Origin of the sequence: Roseivirga sp. UBA838, from assembly GCF_002296035.1 — a bacterium.
In the GTDB taxonomy this organism is placed as follows: domain Bacteria; phylum Bacteroidota; class Bacteroidia; order Cytophagales; family Cyclobacteriaceae; genus Roseivirga; species Roseivirga thermotolerans.
On the sequence record NZ_DBHC01000021.1, the window covers coordinates 19,103 to 37,136 of the forward strand.

The window sequence follows — 18,034 nt, forward strand, 5'->3', positions numbered from 1 at the left end:
ACGTGTTATGGTTGCTTTTGCGGTAGCCTCAACTTTGAATATTAAACCTTGAACCCTTGAACTGCTTCTCCGAAGCAATTACGTCAATTGCCGTATTGAACCGCCTGTGCCTTGCGGATAAGTTTGTAGCGTACAAACTCCCTTGCATTTATGCGTTCCAAAAATCGAGCTTTCTTACTTTCATTAGTCTTATTGGTTGCCTTCGCCTGTGATCCTAAAGAAGATATTGATCCAACTGTTGAGGCTGCACAAAACATAAAGTTCAGCCAGTTAATGCCAACAACGGCCTATGCCACGGCCACATCCATCATGGTCAGCCCGAATGAAAAGTACATGATCTTCTTTGGTGCTCATAAGCCGTTTTACTCAAAAGACGGTGGGCAAACAGTTGAAGAGCTTTTCGTTTCTGGTAATGCAGATAATATTCCCATCAATATCAGCAACGATGGTTTGTTCGTGTATGGCGGTGGTGTTTATGACCTTGATAATATTCGTTCGGGTTCGGCAGCCATTCACTATGCCACTGGTGTAACCGATTCGGGCAAGTTGGTCTACATTCAGAATGATGGTGCCAATGGCAAGACTTTCTTTATCGATGATAACGGAACCTACGTGAGCACAGGTGTTCGTCTGGAAATAGGCGAAGAGTTCTACCTCGGTACCTGGGGCGAAAAAATGGGTTTCTTCGATTGGAGGAACAGAATCATTGCTGAGTTCGATGTAAGTACACAAACCTATACCCAAACTACTTTGACCGACATGAACTATTCCAGAATCTATGGTCCTGGTAATAGCCGAAACAAAGTAAAAACCGCTTATAGCTATGGTTATTTCGCTTATGCTAAGGAGGGAGGCGTAATCATCGTTACTCCGGAAAAGGAAATTCGCTATTACGATTATCCTGAAGATTACCGCATTTGGCAGAACACAGAAGGGGGCATGAAGCTCTATAAAGATCATGCCTATGTGAATATTTTCGATCGATGGGGAGTGCCTAAAATGCATGCGACTACGGATGATTCTATGGAGCCTGTCGATCATGGTTTTGCCGTTTGCCATGTGGGTGAAACGGTCTATACACAAGGCTTTATAGAGAATGGCGATCGCTTCAGAGGCGGAATTATCAAAACCCAAAATGGCCGTGAGGAATACTTGCCATTGGATATGGGCTACCAATATCCAGCAGGCTATATGTTTGGGAAGACTTATGTAATTGGCAACTACGCTTATGCCGAAGACAAAGTGTTCGATAAGAATAGCGGTACTTATGCTACTTCTCCGATAGGCGAGATCACCAGTATTTTGCACGATGGAGGAAGAACAATTGCGTACACTGAAACGGGTACTTACACCACAACCAACGGAAGGGATTGGAATCTTGAAAGCACAAATCCACCCGCCCCCGAACTGGTAGCCAAAGGTGCTGATGGCATTTACCATGCACTGACCGTTGAGATAAAGGTTTACGTTTCGCCAGGCACCCAAGCCAGAACCTATTCAGCCGACTTAAAAGCCTATACCTCTGGCAACGGTATAGATTGGACGGAGGTGTCTGGTTCGGCTACCAATCATTTGGGCTACGGACCTCGACTGATCAGTTCTGATGGTACCGTGTACACCGTAGACACCAATGCAGGAAGTATCGGATCAGCAAAGTTGAGTGAAGATTATGGAGTCACCTGGCAAGGAATTCTTCAGGGTAGGAACCTGACCAAAGATGAGCCGCTTCCTGAAGGATTCAAAACCAGTCAGTTCGAATTGAGTTCAGGCAAGTTCGTGTCCATTGTATTCGAATTTGGTGGAGAAATGGAGATTTCCGTTTGCGATAGCTCAACCGGAGGATGTACAGAACAAACGCTTCAAGTGAGTTTTGATGCAGCCGATATGTACACGCATGATGAAGAAATTACTCTCACCGCCAATGATGAGTTTGTGTTCAACACCTTAGGTGGTATTTACATTTCCAGCCCCCTGAAATAACCATGAAAGAGCAACTTCCACTTTCACCTGAAGACATTGGCAAGCTGAGAAAACAGCTTATTCCTATGCTTATTTTCCCATTTGCTGTGGTGGCCATGTTTGCAGTGTTCTATAAGCTGGCCTTCAGAAACATGGATGATAGTTTCTTTCAAGACGGCATCAGCGAGAAGGTTTTCATGGGTTTTGCGGTGTTGTTTCTAAGTATTCTGGGTTACATGGTTTGGACTTCGGTTATCGACATCAAAAGAGGATTCAAATACCGGATAACCGGAGTGGTAACTGATAAGCGACTGAATGTGCAGACCTCTACGAGACACGGCTCTTCTGGCGGTAGATCAGGCAGCTCAAGAACCAGTTCCAGCACTACCAGACACTATTACCTCTATATCAACGATGAGGAGTTCTCCGTAGACTATAAGCACTATACTCGGGTAAAAGTGGGCTCTAATGTAGTGTTGGATAGGGCTCCAAAATCCAGATTAACACTCTCCTTAACCGTCTTGTCTAAGGAAGCCGAAGATCCGCAGGCTTCAAACGACATGCGGGCAGAGAACATGAAGTTTCTGGAGAGCCAGATGCAGGAAGAGCGTTTTAGCGAAAAGGATTTTGAAGCACTGAAAAAGATTTTTAGAGCGCAAACCAGAAAGCGACTACTATTTATGCTGCCCTTTGTGGTCATCGTTTTTGGAATGATTACCAACGGACTTCTGGGCTTCCTCATCGTAATGTTTCCCTTGTTTGTAGTGCCTCTATGGCAAGGAGTGAGCGCCATGCGCAGATGGGGAGAATACATCAGAAACAAGGGCTATGCCCACAAACGCGGAGTCACGGCTTTGGTAGAAGACAAGCTCACCGTTACGGGCAACCGCAGACGGGGAGTGAACAAAATCATCACCACAAAAGGCACATTACCGGTAAGCACTGTGCTATACGATCAGCTGAGCGTAGGAGAGAAGATCATCATTTTCTATCCCAAATACGGCAAACTACCACTGAGCGTGATGAAGCTGAATAAGGAGGAGTTTTATCTCTATTAGGTGATTGGGAAATTGGGAAATTGAGAAACCCGGTTTTTTCATCCTGAGCAAAGCCGAAGGATCGGCCAGATTGAATTGTCATTGGTTATTTAGGGGGGCAGGGAATTGGTGAATTAGTACTCAAGGGTCAGAGAACAGATGCAGTCAGTTTAATCCGTCATTCTGCAGTCTCCCACAGTTTTGTTCTTTAAGCTAGGATGGTCTTTAGTTGAGTCGCAGGTTTACACCTGTTTAATTGAGAAAGGCAGCACGGACGGTGCTGCTTTTTTATATACATTGTTACCCTTAGTTATTTTTCATTCAGTTTCTTTTTATATAAATAGTCAGCAATTTTGAAGATTGCATAATTCTTATCTCGGGTAACTTCTTTGAAGAATTGTCCCTTTGTTATTTCATCAATTTGTCGTCCAAATTGAATTGAGTTGGTACGGAACTTCAATCCTTCAAAGTCAACTATCCAAGGTGTATAAAGATAGTTAGGCTTGTCATCCGAATTTTCAACAATTAATTTTTTACCGTTTTGAAATATTATTATGATTCTTCTCCAATTCGTTGTTGTACTCCAATTTCCATAAGATTGCCAAAAAGCATTATTAATTTCTTCATCTCTTAAATTGAACAACGAGTCTGCAACTGACTTGTAAAAATTGAAATCTGTTTTTTCTCCTGGAAATGTGTACAAGTTCTCAAAGTCAAAACGGTCTATGCCTGATTTATTTATGCGTTTCTCTTCTTGATCGATGAACTTTTTAAACTTGTTAATGTCATCTAGTGTAATGTTCAAATCAGTCAAGGAAACATCTGAGAATCGTGATTTGTCCAGTATATCAATAATTCGTTCTACTTTGGCTACTTCGATTTCATCGTCTGCACGAGAAAGATATTTTGGAGACTTTGTTTTTTTATCAACTACATATTTATCTCCCTTTTTAATGTAAGTCCTTAAAGAATTGTCAGCATGGAAACAACCTTGACTGCCATTTTCAAAATGAAATTCTTTTACATCAAGGTCAGAAAAGAGGCTTTTGGGTAGACTAAATTCATTTACTGACTTTTGTTTTTCGTTTAAGGCGTAGTGTTTACTTAAGCTTCTGTCAGCCAATACCATTTTGTCGTCAAATAAAGTAGCATTGGCAATAGCGAAGTCCACAGTCATAAACCTATACCATTGCTTTTTTTTCTTGTTAAAGCGTAAAATATCTTTATTCTCAAATCCATATTCTTCACCTTCAAAGCTTAATTTCAAGTAGGGCTCTTGAATAGGAACTTCATTTGTAAATAACGGAGAAACTATAAACTGATCGGGATTAATTCTGTAAATGCTTTCAAATGTCAACACAAAAAGTTTGTTGTTTCTTACTCCAATTGCTCTTGGTGTGTTTTCAAGTGACTCCTCTGACTGCCAAGTTTGAGAAAATGAATTATCATAATGGCTTATACTCAAATCTTGATTAATTGTATAAAGGCTATGATTTTCAGAAACTTCAAAGTCAATTATTTCGGGCAAATATGTCCAATTAATAGAATCGTATTTAGTTATAAACACTCTACCTTGTTGATTGATGATATAGTAATCTCCAAAAATTCTTATTTTCCGAATGTCTGGTCGTTCTTCTTTCGAAAGCCTTTCATACTTTCCTTGACTTAAAGGTGTTGGTAGTTTTTCCCAACTTTGGCAGTTGTCAGTGGTTTTGTAGAGTACGTTCCAAAAAGAGCCAAATAATCCTGTTTGTTCATCTTTTGCAAAATGAATAGTTGAAAATCTTAGTGCGTTTTCATTTCCTGCCTTATCAAAGGCTTTCCAAGTTTTTCCCTTATCTTCTGTATAATAAATGAGTTGAGAATTACCACTCATCCAAGCTTTCCCGTTGTTGTTTATGTATGCAGCATCAATCCAACTACTTTTCCCGAATATTACTTTTTCCCAACTCTTTCCGTGATTCCCTGACCAAAAAACAAAGTCTTGCTTTCCGCCTTCTTGAATAAACCCTGAAATCATCATAGTATCTTCAGAGAAAAAGTTCAATCTCTCAAATGTGTTTCCTGAACTAAAATTGTAAGGGTCAAGCGAACCAAAAGGTCCGACATGCCATAGATCACCAATTTGCTTGGTGTGATAAACATTTCCCGTTTTTGTTGCTACCCAGATTTCTTCTGATGGTGAGATTCCAAGTTCTGATACTCCGCCTGAAATTGATAATCTTGATAAATATTCTTCTTGTCCTAAAACGGTCAATGGAATAAGTATGATTATCAATATGTGCAGTATCTTCTTCATAATTGAGGGTATCGTTGTATATCGAGCAGTTTTATAGGCGAAATATCTTAGACAGTTTACCAAAAGTGCGATTTAGCCAACCAACGGGTGTTTTATAATGTGCACTGCATGGTTTCCAGAAAAGCACAGAAGTCTAAAAAGTTCATGTGTGTTTTTCTCCGTGGAAGTAAAGAATTTAAGAGAATATTTACAAGGGGCTGCGAGATTGCAATTAGTCGTCCGACCAATTGTCCACAACACAGTCTGGAGTTTCGGCCTTAGTTGCCCTTACCAGTCATTGGTCTGACGACTTGATTGTTCCGTTGCTTAGGGAAGTGAGGCTAGGTGCAAGGCCATGGGAGATGCTGAAACAAGCCTGCCTGTTGGTAAACAGGTTCAGCATGACGTGGGTATGGTGTGAGCTTGTGGTAGCCGTTACTATGAACCATAAACCATGAACTAGTACCTGTTTTCTGTTTTTCCTGATTAACAGATCAACTAATACCCATAGACGAATCAACCAATTCACCTCTTAGGCCTCTCCACTACGGTCGAGGAGGAAAGTAGGATGGCTAAGATTAACACACGGTTTTCCGATTAACCGATAACCTACTCAGGTGCAAGGCTGTGGGAGATGCTGAAACGAGTTCAGCATGACGTGGGTATGGTTGCTTTTGCGGTAGCCGTTACTATGAGAAATATACTAATAACCTGTTTTCCGTTTTCCGATTAACCGATAACCGATAACCAATCAACGAATAACCTACTAAGGTGCGAAGTCTTGTGAGATGCTGAAACAAGCCTGCCTGTTGGTAAACAGGTTCAGCATGACGTGTTATGGTTGGTTTCGCCATGGCCTCAACTTTAAACATTAAACCTTGAACCCTTGAACTGCTTCTCCGAAGTAATTACGTCAATTGCCGTATTGAGCTGCACTATGCCAGAAGCTAGGTTTGTATTAACAACTAGAGAAAATTAAAATCATGAGAAAGCTTCTGTTTAATCCTTTTGGGTCGAATCCAATAATGTGCTCACTATCTTTTATAATTCTCTTTTTCAGTGGAAATTTGGCCTTCTCTCAGGTCAGCATTCCACCTACAAAAATGGAAGCTCACCCTGATTATGCCGCCTATCAGCGTGCCAAGCAAGCCAAAGATTTCAATGCCGCAATTCGTGCCGGAGCCAACCTGATAGAAACCTATCCCGGCAATTCGCTGGCTTTTGACCTGGTTGCGAGTGCCTTTTACAATATGAATAAACCTCAGGATGCAGTCGATTTTTCGAAGTGGGCTGTAGCCTACAATGCTTATGATGGAGCCGGAAGCTTCTATGGGTTTATCCATTCCGTCTTTGCCAATCAGCCGCTGGAAGCTGAGAAATTTGTGAGGAATATGCAGGCGCTTGGTCAGGATGCTGCCGGGATGCAGCGCGACTATCAGAGCCTGAACGGTTACCTTAACTCCTTGGCCAATTACAGCCAGCTTTTGGCTACTGTTCAAAAGGCGAAGGGCTATCTGGCTAATTATAATGAGGAAAGTATTAAGAGAGCCAAGGCCACTTTTGAGAATTTGGCTTCAAGTCTTGGCGCCACTTATGATGATATAGCCAACAACGAAAAAGCTGCTCAGATTTTAGCCGATTGGGTGAAAGCAGAAGAGGCAGTAAAACAAGGTCTGATTTCAAGGTACTTGTATGTCGATGCCCTGGTGAGCATTGCCAGCATGGCCGAAAAAGTAAATTTTGAGTTCGGTCAGAAGTTGGAGCCGCATTTGGAAAAGATCGTTTTCGATCAGTCGAACTATGCATTAGCCTCAAGATATCGCACTTATGAACGTTTGGCCAGGGTACAATCGGCCTTAAAACGATGGGATAAGGTGGAAGCTTCTTCGAACCTTATTATATCCGATCTCAGTGGTCAAATGCCATCGATTGCCACATTGGCCAAAGCTTATTTCTACCTGGTGATGGCCAAGACTGAAAGCAGAAATTACAAAGATGCTGCTGCTTTAGCCGATTCATATGCGGCTCAATTACCTAAGTTGAAATCCCCTGAATACATTGCCGAAGCCTATTATGTGATCTTGCGCGCCTATGCTTTCAACAAGGAAATAGACAAAGCTCAAGCCATGGTCCAAAGAGCTGAAAACTTCCTTAAAACCCCTGGAATAGACCAAATGAGCTATGTCTCTTATGTGAAGAATGGACTTTCCAGCATAGCCAATTTACTGGATAATGAAGCGGTAGCTTCAACCGGAAATGCCTACAACGATGGTGTCCGATTGATGGAGCAAAAGAAGTATGCTGAATCGGCTGTTCAGTTTGAAAAAGCGAGGGAGGAAGAGATTGAGTTGTTAGATAAAATGGATCCGCTGGAGCAGCGTGGCTACTTGGATAAATTCCAACGCATCAACGGATTTCTGGCCGGAGCTTACTACGAAACCAAGCAGTTCGACAAAATCTATGATGTCATCGAGTCGAACCGGGCTTATGCTTTGTTGAATGACAAACGAAGCGAGAAGAAGCAGCTATCACTGAAAGAATTGCAGTCCATTTTGGGCGAAAAGGAAGCCTATTTGTCTTTCATCGATGTTTCTAAGGGCACCACTTACGAAGGAACCTACCTCATGTGCCTGGTCACTAAAAATAATTTGGTGGTGAAGTATAACCGTTCAGCAGGTGCTTTTATGGATTTGCTCACCAGCCAAAAAGCCCAGTTGATTGAGTTGGAAAAAGAACAGGCTCAAATGGAATTCAGGAAGGAGAACCTGGATTATCTGAACGGAGCGAAAGCACGCGTAACCAACACTTTTGCCAAGGGAGAATTCAAACTACTGACTCAATATTTGCGCAAGCACATGGAAGCCAAGGTAGTGGAAGGTAAATATGTTTTCTACCAGAAGGAGAACCTGCCCGACTTGCTTAACCGCTTCTATCACACCTTTATCAGTGGTTTGGATGTAGAGCTATTCACGGTGGAAAAGCTGACAATCAGCCCAGAAGGACTGTTGGGCACTATTCCATTCGATGCCCTGATAGATGACAATGGCCGGTATTTGGCTGAGCGTTTCCAGATCGGCTACATTCCGAATGCCGCCATGCTTTATACACTCAGAATGCAACCTAAAAAGACTTATGAAATGAATGTGCTGGGTTTTGGTGGTGCTACTTATGATTTGCATTCGGCACAAAAGGCTCCGCTTAGTTCACTAGGAGACCTTGAAAAACTCCGTTACCGTGTGCGTGAAGATTTGAAAAAGGGTAAACCATTAGACTACGCTTTCGCCACATTTCAAACTGACGAACCCATGTCTTATCTGGAAGGTGGACGCAAAGAAGTGGCTGTGATTCAGGAAATTGTTCCGAAAACCGATACACGGATGGATGCTATGATGACAGAAAATGAGCTGAAGCGAATGAGTGCTGCGGGTGAACTAGGCAAGTATCGTGCGGTACACCTTTCCAGTCATGCCAGTGTGCATCCTTATGTCTTCGATCTGAGTAGCATAGCCATGACCGTGAAGTCAACTCCGGTAAACGGAGAAGACGGCATGCTGGTGGTAGGAGAGTTAGAAAAGCTGAATCTGCCGGTAGACTTTGTAATGCTGAGTGCTTGTCAAACGGCTTTGGGCGTAGAATCTCCGGGCGATGGTATCAAAGGCTTGAATCAGGCACTTTTGAATGCCGGAGCTAACAGTACACTAACTTCCCTATGGAGTGTGAGTGACACAGGTACGATGTTCCTGACTGTTCACCTTTACAACCGTGTTTTCAATGGAGGTATGAGCACTTCGGCAGCCATTACCGATGTGAAAAGAAGCTTCATTAAAGGTGAGTTTGAAGGTCATACGCACCCCTATTTCTGGGCACCATTTATTTATACGGGGTATTAAAACGAATTCCAATTAGAACGTCATTCCGGAGTTTTCCTTTGAAAATTTCATCAGCTCAAAGGGAAATATTCGGAATCTCATTGAAGTTAAATCAGTCTTAAAAGGTTTTAGTTGATGTCTGGATTAGTCTCTAGGTTGATTGTAATTGCAGGGTTCCTTACCCTGCTTTTACTCTTTTCATATGTTCAGTTTTCTGAGAAAGGCCGAATGAAAATGCTAAAAGTTATTCCGGCACTCACCACCATCCTAGCCATTTGGGGACTCTGCACTAGTTGGTTATGGTTTTACCTTTTCAATCTGTATCTGAGTTTGCCTGCTTTGGTCTTAGCCATCGCTCTCAATGCCTTTTCAACTTGTAAAGGCCTGAACCCCAAACTCGTTCGAATCAATTCAATCCTTATTCTATCCGCCTTCGTGCTTGGTGCTTTAAGCTTTGTGTATTTTGATGTTTAGGGTGACGCGGTGTGGTTGGCTCGTTCGGCTTGAACTTTAAACATTGAACCTAAAGACTCTTGACCAATTCCCTAATCAACTAGTTCTCTGCTTCCTGAAAGTATTTAAGTCATTTGCCGTATTGAATGCCGTAGGACAAGCGGTTAAGTTTAAATACTAGATAAAGATAAATAGTAGTCTTTAGTTGAGTCTCAGGTTAGTCACCTGTTTAGTTGAGAAAGCAGCACATACGGTGCTGCTTTTTTTGTTACGGCCAAGTATAAGCGTAGTGCGGGTTTTCAGATCAATTTACTGTCCGCCCACCGCAAAGTTTATTAGGAGCAAAAATGCTCACTTTTAGCAGTTCAGCCGGCATTACGCTTATACAATGTTGGGGCATCGTGCTTTTTTCTATGTTCTTGATCATACAAATTTCTTTCTGATGTCTTTGAATTCATCAAAGTCGGATTTCAGGTCGTCAAGAGTCGGATCATTATAAACAACTTGTGGATTGCTGTGAGCACCTATAAATCCACAACACCTATCGTAGATGTCATTCAATGATTCCTTATGATTACTGATAATGTCACTTTTCACATTCATAAACCTTCCAATAGAAATATGTTTTTGATAACGTTGAACTGTTCCATTAAATACTTCATGTTCAACGAATAATTCTACTGCGCTTCTCAATTCTGCATAACCTTCCTTTGCAACGTCTACCTCAGACCTGTCTTTTGGGGTGTTATTAACTAGTATATTTATTTTAGAGATATTTTCTTTCACCTTATTTTTTTCTTCCTCAGCTTCTGTTACAACACCCACTAAACCATATTCCTTTTTGACATTGTAAAAGTTGCAGTTCAATGATTTAAAATTAGGTTCGCTGCTCAAATAGAGTAAGCTGTTAAATAATAAAACGCTGTGCGTGAATATAACAACTTGCCTCTCTTTGCTGAGCCTCATCAATCTTCTTGCAACCGCATCGATGATCTTATGATCAAGGCTATTCACCGGGTCATCAAAAATGACTGGGGCTTTGACATTGTCTAGCTGCAATTCCGTTAAGAATTCCGATAGGGCAATGGCCTTTTGCTCACCTTCGCTCAAAATTTCCAATAACTGTTTATTGCCAATGTGATGAGAGAGTTTTGATCTTCCCCGATTCGTTCCGAAACTCAATTCAATTGGAAGATTGGATTTTCGAAGTGATTTCAGTTCGTCCTTAAAAATCTGATTGAAATTTTGACTGACCAATTCTTCACGGGCTTGTGAGGTTTTCCGGCTAATTGAAGCTGTATTAAAGGCGTTTGAATGGTTGTTTAAAACTGAAAGTACCTTATGATTTGAGATTGCTTTTTTAACTTCTTCTTTTTTGCTTGATAATAACTTTCGGTCTTTAAGCTCTGCAATTTTGGCTTTCAGCTCCTTTTCCTTCTTGTCCAAATTCCCAAGCAATTCACTTTTCTCTTTCAGGGTTTTATCAATTTCCGACTTTTTCTCGGTAAAAAACAGTATATAATCAGCATATTTAAATAGAAAAACTGAATCCTGTGCCACATTATCATCTACAAAAGTTTTTTTCAAATCAGCCAATTTCTGATTGTAATCTTGCAGCTTCTGCGGTTGTATGGGCTTATCCTTCTCATCCAATCCAAAGCTTTCATGGTTTAGTTGTAATCGTGCTTCAACTTCATTTTTTATTTTTGAAATGAGCTCCTGCTTCTCCTTTTTTGCTTTGGTAATGTTTTCCTCAGTTTTGTCATTGAGCAAAGCTCTGTAACTTGATAAAAGCTCTTTGGCCGGTTGTTCAAGTGGCTGCCTGCAATAAACGCATACGTCACTTTGCTCAGGATATTCAGGGTTATCAAGTATCTTAATGTAAGCCTCGGCTGAACTCAAGAATCTTTTGAACTCCTCGGTTTCATAATATTCAATGCCTTTATCTTCCGCAATTTCCTTTATTCCTTTCTTAGCACTTTTCTCTAATTCGGCTATTCGCTTATTAAGTTCAATGAGTTTTTTCCAGCTTTCTACATTTAAAGTATTTTGAGCTGCTTTTATTTTATTTACAAGCTTTGAAAGCTCATCAGACTGTGATCGTAAAGAACGTATCTCATTTTGTATTAATGATTTGTTTAATTTGGAAAGTTCCGTTTTCTTCTTTTTCAAGTCCTCTTCATGCTCCGGGTTGAAATCTGATAATTCATTAAGACCTTTTTCAGTGGAATCTTTTGAAAGACTCTTTATAAACTGGTGTTGTGGTGTTCCTTCGTGAAGATTATCTACCCAGAGTAATTGAGTAGGATGGTCAGATTTTTTTGTTTGTAATAAGCTATCAAGTTCTCCCAGTTCAGCCGACACAAGATTGAATAAATGAAAGCCAATAGGTGATACGATTAATTGTCTGCTCGCATCCAGTGAAATTTGAACGCAATCACTATTGAATACGGAAATATTTTTCAGGTCTTCATCTTTGTTGGTGCCATCCCATGTAAAAGTGTCAGCATTTCCGTTGACTTTATAGTTTATGGTAGCTGATTTTGGTTGTTGAGATTGGGCAAAGACATTGGCATAAATGGTGTTGTTTTGATCATAGCTGAATCCGAGGGCTTTTAAAATTCTACCGTAACCCGTTTTTCCAGTTCCATTTTCACCATAAATTACTGTGATATTTGGGCTGAAATCTATGGTTTGATTTTTTGCCAGTTTGTTGACACCTGTTACATCTGACAAAGAACTAAGTTCAACATGTTGATTCGTAGGAGTATAGGATGGTTTTGAAAAAGTCAGCTCAGGCAAATCCTTTTCAAGTCCTATGGATTCCAGAAAGTATTTAAAAACTTCTTCTCTTTCTGACTGATGTAAATTGCTTTCATTGTCAACTACTTTCTGGACAAGTAATTTCGCCCAATCCCCATGACTTTCTGCCCAATCCCATAGAAAGTCAACAATTTCCTTTTTATTTGTTGTAGAAGATGCCATTAATATTGCAATTTGGTTGATTTTAAAATCGGTGTATTGAGTCTTTTTGCATGTGCCCCAACATTAGCTATCGTGACTTTTTGTTTTCAAGAAAAGCACTGGAGTTTAAAAAGTAGATGTGTGTTTTTCTTGCTGGAATAAAAGAATTTAAAAGAATAATTACAAGAGTAGGTTGGTTTGGAGGTAGTATTAGTCGTCCGACCAATTGTTCCCAACATAGCCCTGCGATTTGGCCTCAGCTGCCCTTATCAGTCATTGGTCTGACGACTTGGTTGTACAGGTTGTTTTGGGATGAGAGAGTAGGTGCAAGGTCGTGGGAGATGCTGAAACAAGCCTGCCTGTTGGTAAACAGGTTCAGCATGACGCGGTATAGTTGGCTTTTGTGGTAGCCGTTGCTATGAAAAATATACTAGGAACCTGTTTCCTGTTTTTCCTGATTAACCGTTTTCCGATTAACCAATTCCCCAATTCACTTGGCCGACCCTTCGGCTGCGCTCAGGGTGAAAAGGTGAGTGGCTAAGGTCAACACACGGTTTTCCGATTAACCGATAACTGGTCAACGAACAACTTACTCAGGTGCAAGGCCGTGGGAGATGCTGAAACAAGCCTGCCTGTTGGTAAACAGGTTCAGCATGACGTGGTATAGTTGGCTTTTGTGGTAGTCGTTGCTATGAAAAATATACTAGGACCTGTTTTCTGTTTTCCAATTAACCGATATACTGATAACTAATCACCCATTTCCCCAAATGACCATTCTCCAATGACAAATCAACCAAGCAATTACGTCAATTGCCGTATTGAATGCCGTAGGGCAGTAGTCTAGTTTTGGTACATCAACCTGAAGTGGTTGTGTAAACTGAAATGACTATGAAAAAGAAAATATGTTTGGCGTTGCTAGTTTCGGTATTTACTAGCCTTAGCCTATTCTCTCAAACAGTAGAGGAAGTGAATATCAAGAAACTCGGTCCTGCCAATTTGAATTATCGCAAAGAAGCCAAGAGGATAATGATTGCCGATTTTCAGGTAAACTATCAAACGGCACTCACCTTAGAAGATGAAAAGAAGGGCGGCAAAATGTGGCGTGGTGGCATTAAGGGCGATGCGAAAGCATCCATTACAGTTGTACTGGATGGTCTGAATCCGGACGATCTTCAGACGCTAACAGATCAACTGTATAATAAATATGTGGCCGATTTAAAAGCCCAGGGTTTTGAAATTGCTCCGATTGAGGAATTGTGGAACAACAAGGCCTACGAGAAAAATCGTGAGGAAAGATGGGAGCTTAAAGCAGGCAATGGTCCCGAGCAAGGCAAGGAATTCGGTGTAATTCTTACACGTCCTTCCACCCAAAAGTTTGTGGTGGCTCGAAGAACCGTAGACAAGGAAAAGGGTAGCCCACTTTCAGCACTGGCGGATTATGAGACAAGCACCGAGAATAAGGTAATCAACCAGAAGACGGACTATATCTTCAATAAGGTGGTCTTGGATGTAATTGTGTTCGAGAATAGCCAGAGCGAATTATCGAGAACCCTGAACCGTCATGCAGGTTCGGCTCAAGTTAAGGCTGAAACTACTTTTAAAATCAGTGAGAGTAGTACTAACCGATTCGGTATGGGCACATTCTTCTCCAAAGGTGGAGTAGAGGTTGCTGATGTGATGGAAAGGCAAAAGTTTGAAGCGGGTCAAAATGCCGACACTGACAGGCTTGGAACAGATATGGGTGTGCTTAGGGTATGGAGAGTTGAAGACAGAGAGAAAGCCAACTTTGCTACCGTAAAATGTGATCCGGCATTATACCTCAAAGGTGCAGAATTGGGAGTAGGTGCTTTCTTAAGAGGCACTGTTCAAGCTATGGCTGACAAAGCGAATTAATTGCTGATGACCCTTCAACCAAAATATTTAGCAATGTTCATGGTACTGCTGTCTCTGTCTTGTGAAAGTAAGGGGCAGCAGGCTTTGAATTCCTGTGGCGAGATTAAGAAACTGGTTTTCGATGCCGATTATGCCAAGGCTTATGGTTTACCAGAACTTGAGTTCGAATTAGAATACCCTTCAAATATGGCTGTAGATTTCGCTGCTGAAGGTAAGCGTAATCTGAACTACGCAGCCTTCTACACCAATGATGGAGCCGGCAACCGCAGTGATATGGTTTCTATCGGCTATTATACTCTGGAGGGCGACTTAGGCAGAACGATAGACGTACTGAACGAAAGTCTGATCAGCCAGATCAGAAGTCTTTATGTCAATAATTTCGATCTGAGTTTTGAGTTTTCAGGCAAAAAGGAGTTCGATGGCAAGGAATTTCACATGTTCCAGGCTACAGGCTCAATCGACAGGCCTGAGGCAAATTTTGCCGGAACTTATAATGTACAGGCCATGCTGATCAGGCCAACACCTTTAGCCGATACGGGAGTAATTTTCATTTTTCAAGCCAATCAGAACTCTGGGATATCTTCGATTGAAGATTTCGGAAAAAAGGGATGTTCTTCCATTATCTGGAACAGTTTGAAATTCAAAGAGTAGTCCAATTCAATTTGTTGTCTATTTTTAGTGATGCCTTTAGCTAAACACTTGCTCTTCTTAATAATCGCTTCATTCTTGATGCTCTCCGGGCTTTGTTCCTATGCCCAGAATATTACACAAGCCGATATTGATGCGCTCAAAGATTCTCTGGCTTTAAAAAGTGGGAAAGAGCGTATCGAGTTTTTGGGCGATTTAGGTTTTAAATACCGAACCATTAACACAGATAGTGCCTGGCATTATGCTCGCCAAGCATACAAGGAAGCAGAGGCTTTTGGAGATAATGATCTTCAGGGCAGAATTTCCATGAATCTGGCCATTCTGAAAACCGAAGCTGGAGATTACGAAGATGCTATCAAATCCTACAAGCTCGCCATGAATCTGGTAGACTCAACCAATGGTTCGCAAACACTGAGCTTTGTATATCACAACATGGCCAATGCCTATGAGCGAACTGGGGTGATCGATACGGCTATTTACTACTCACTCAAGGCATTGAGGCGCTATGAAATAGCTAATGATTCGCAGCGAATTGCCTCTGTGAAGCTAAATATTGCCAGTCAGTACCGAACCATTAAGGAGTATGAGCTCTCGGAAAAGGTGAATATGGAATCGCTGGAAATGTACAGGGCACTTGGCAATGTGTTTTTTCAGGCGGCCATTGAGAATAATCTGGCCTTGCTGAACAATGATCAGGAGCGATACGAGAAGGCGCTTTCGCATGCACAAGAGTCATTAAGGCTTTGGCAGTCTATTAATCAAAGGTTGGTGGTAGCCTATAGCTATACCAATTTAGGAATTGCCCAGAAGGGATTGGGTCAGTTGGATGAAGCGGAAGAATCTTTGAAAAATGCGCTGGCACTTCAACAGGAAAGAGGCGATAAGTACGAGGTGATTTTCCTGAAAATGCATTTGGCCGATGTGCTGAATAGAAGAGGAAACTATTCTGAAGCGGCTAGTTTGGGTCGAGAAGCTTACCAAGGTGCTGTAGATGACGATCTGCTTACTTTCCAACAAAAGACAGCCCTGACTCTTTCTAAGATTTATGAAAATCAACGCAACTATAAGGATGCCCTAACTTATTTGCAAAAGAGCACTGCTGCTCAGGATAGCCTGTTTCTGACGGAAAAGGCCAAAGAGGTTTTGAAGCTGAAGGAGCAATACGAAACTGAGCAAAAGGAGAACGAAATTCTGCGTCAGCGAAACGAGTTAATTGAGAGTGAGTTGACCCTGAAAAGACGAAATAACCTGCTCATAGCCGGGGGTGGTTTAGTGGTCATACTGTTGGTTGTGGGTGTATCCCTGATTAGAGTTCAGCGATTGAAGGCAGAAAGAATCAAGAATGAAGCTGCTCTGGAAAGAGCGCTGGCCGAAGCCAAAGCACAGGAAAACCTGAAGGAACAACGCATCAGAATTGCCAGAGACCTGCACGACAATATCGGTTCACAACTGACATACATCACTTCGATAACCGACACGACCAGAAAAGGAATTAACAAAGGAGAAGCTTTCCTTGCGGAAAAGCTGATGCAGATGAAACAGTTCACTTTGGTAACCATCTCCGAACTAAGGGATACCATCTGGGCCATGAACAAGGATGAAATAAGTCTGGAAGATATTCAGGAAAGAACGCAGCAGCTCGCAGCCACCATTCACGATGCCACAGATGACAGCATTAGGGTTCGCACCGAAAGTGAGCCAAGCGACAAAGTATTGAATGCTTTTGTGGGAATGAATCTCTTCAGAATCATTCAGGAGTGTATTAATAATGCGGTTAAGCATTCAGAAACGAAAGAAGTGCTGGTGTCCTTCAAAGACATCGATAATAAGATAGAAATTGTAGTTCAAGACTTCGGTAAAGGCTTCGATACCGAAGTTCAAGGTTCCGGAAACGGACTTTATATTATGAAGAATAGGGCTGAAAAGGCCGGAATAGACTTTAGTCTGATTAGTGTAGTAGGTGAAGGCACAAAGGTAGAGTTGAGGGTAGGTTAGTTTGAAGTTTAAAGGTCAATGTAGGGTTGAGGAGAACGGGCAGCCTCTGTTGCCACAATCGGCACCGTCACCCTGAACGTGTTTCAGGATCAACTATATCAAGATCAAGAATTTAAAGACCCCATCCCGAAAAGTCGGGACAAGGTAAGGAAGAGAGATTGCCACAATCGGTGTCCTCACCGATTGGTTGGTAAAAGTCATGATGAGAACACAATAGTAGGCGGTAGGTAAAAACGGATACTCAGTATTTTAAAGAGTAAGAAAATGAAAACAAGGTTGGCGATAGTAGATGACAATACATTCTTAGCGAGGGCTATCAATGAGAAATTGTCTGGTTATGAAGATTTGGACATTAAATACACTGTCCACAATGGTAGCGAGTTTCTGGCTAAGCTGGAGAAGAACCATAACCTCGATATCGTCCTGATGGACATTGAAATGCCTGTGCTCGATGGTATCGAAACGGTCAATATCGTTAAGCAAAAATACCCCCACATCAAGGTGCTGATGCTTACCGTTTTCGATAATGATGAAAACATCTTCAATGCTATTCGTGCCGGAGCAGATGGTTATTTGCTGAAGGAAATAGAAGGTGAAAAACTCTACAAAGCTATCATGGAAACGATAGAAGGAGGTGCTGCCATGAGTCCTTCAATTGCAGTAAAAACCCTCAAATTGCTTCGTTTTCCTGAGAAACAAGAGTCATTCAAAGTTGAGGAAGACATTACCGAACTAAGTACCCGTGAGCAGGAAGTGTTGGAGCAATTGGCGGAAGGATTGAGTTACACCGTTATTGCCAACAACCTGTTTCTATCGCCAAGCACAGTACGGAAGCACATCGAAAACATCTACAAAAAGCTGCAGGTGCATAACAAGCTGGAAGCTGTACAAAAGGCCAGAAGGCAGAGCTTAATATAGCAGGCCGCTTCACGATTAAG

At 41.6% G+C, this 18,034-nt stretch carries 9 protein-coding genes; 7 read left to right on the forward strand and 2 right to left on the reverse strand.

The annotated features are described in order from the left end of the window. Positions 1–150: 150 nt before the first annotated feature. Positions 151–1,980 carry a hypothetical protein gene (locus B3O12_RS08270; RefSeq protein ID WP_286755951.1) on the forward strand — a complete coding sequence of 610 codons (1,830 nt, stop codon included), beginning with the start codon at positions 151–153 and terminating at the stop codon, positions 1,978–1,980. A 2-nt stretch (positions 1,981–1,982) separates the two neighbouring features. Next, positions 1,983–3,017 carry a hypothetical protein gene (locus B3O12_RS08275; protein ID WP_286755952.1) on the forward strand — a complete coding sequence of 345 codons (1,035 nt, stop codon included), beginning with the start codon at positions 1,983–1,985 and terminating at the stop codon, positions 3,015–3,017. A 289-nt stretch (positions 3,018–3,306) separates the two neighbouring features. Here B3O12_RS08275 and B3O12_RS08280 read toward each other — a convergent pair whose 3' ends face one another. Beyond that, complete coding sequence (locus B3O12_RS08280; RefSeq protein WP_286755953.1) at positions 3,307–5,295, reverse strand: WD40/YVTN/BNR-like repeat-containing protein; 1,989 nt, start codon at positions 5,293–5,295, stop codon at positions 3,307–3,309. Positions 5,296–6,377: 1,082 nt separating this feature from the next. Between B3O12_RS08280 and B3O12_RS08285 the strand changes: the two genes are divergently transcribed. Further along, entirely contained in the window at positions 6,378–9,164 is a 2,787-nt protein-coding gene (locus B3O12_RS08285; RefSeq protein ID WP_286755954.1) for a CHAT domain-containing protein, read from the forward strand. 855 nt (positions 9,165–10,019) lie between these two features. Here the strand turns inward: B3O12_RS08285 and B3O12_RS08290 are convergent. Further along, the gene (locus tag B3O12_RS08290; protein ID WP_286755955.1) at positions 10,020–12,581 is read right to left on the reverse strand and encodes an AAA family ATPase; all 2,562 of its coding nucleotides are present in this window, start codon (positions 12,579–12,581) and stop codon (positions 10,020–10,022) included. Positions 12,582–13,448: 867 nt separating this feature from the next. Here B3O12_RS08290 and B3O12_RS08295 point away from each other — a divergent pair. The 4 genes from B3O12_RS08295 (at position 13,449) to B3O12_RS08310 (ending at position 18,014) form a co-directional block, all read left to right on the forward strand. Beyond that, positions 13,449–14,453 (forward strand): hypothetical protein, encoded by a 1,005-nt coding sequence (locus B3O12_RS08295; RefSeq protein ID WP_286755956.1) that lies wholly within the window; start codon positions 13,449–13,451, stop codon positions 14,451–14,453. Between the two features lie 33 nt (positions 14,454–14,486). Then, positions 14,487–15,104, forward strand: coding sequence for a hypothetical protein (locus B3O12_RS08300; RefSeq protein WP_286755957.1), 618 nt, complete (start codon positions 14,487–14,489; stop codon positions 15,102–15,104). A 48-nt stretch (positions 15,105–15,152) separates the two neighbouring features. Beyond that, positions 15,153–17,096: a tetratricopeptide repeat-containing sensor histidine kinase gene (locus B3O12_RS08305; RefSeq protein WP_286755958.1), complete on the forward strand. Its 1,944-nt coding sequence runs from the start codon at positions 15,153–15,155 to the stop codon at positions 17,094–17,096. 264 nt (positions 17,097–17,360) lie between these two features. Beyond that, positions 17,361–18,014, forward strand: coding sequence for a response regulator (locus B3O12_RS08310; RefSeq protein WP_189629850.1), 654 nt, complete (start codon positions 17,361–17,363; stop codon positions 18,012–18,014). Positions 18,015–18,034 lie beyond the last annotated feature (20 nt).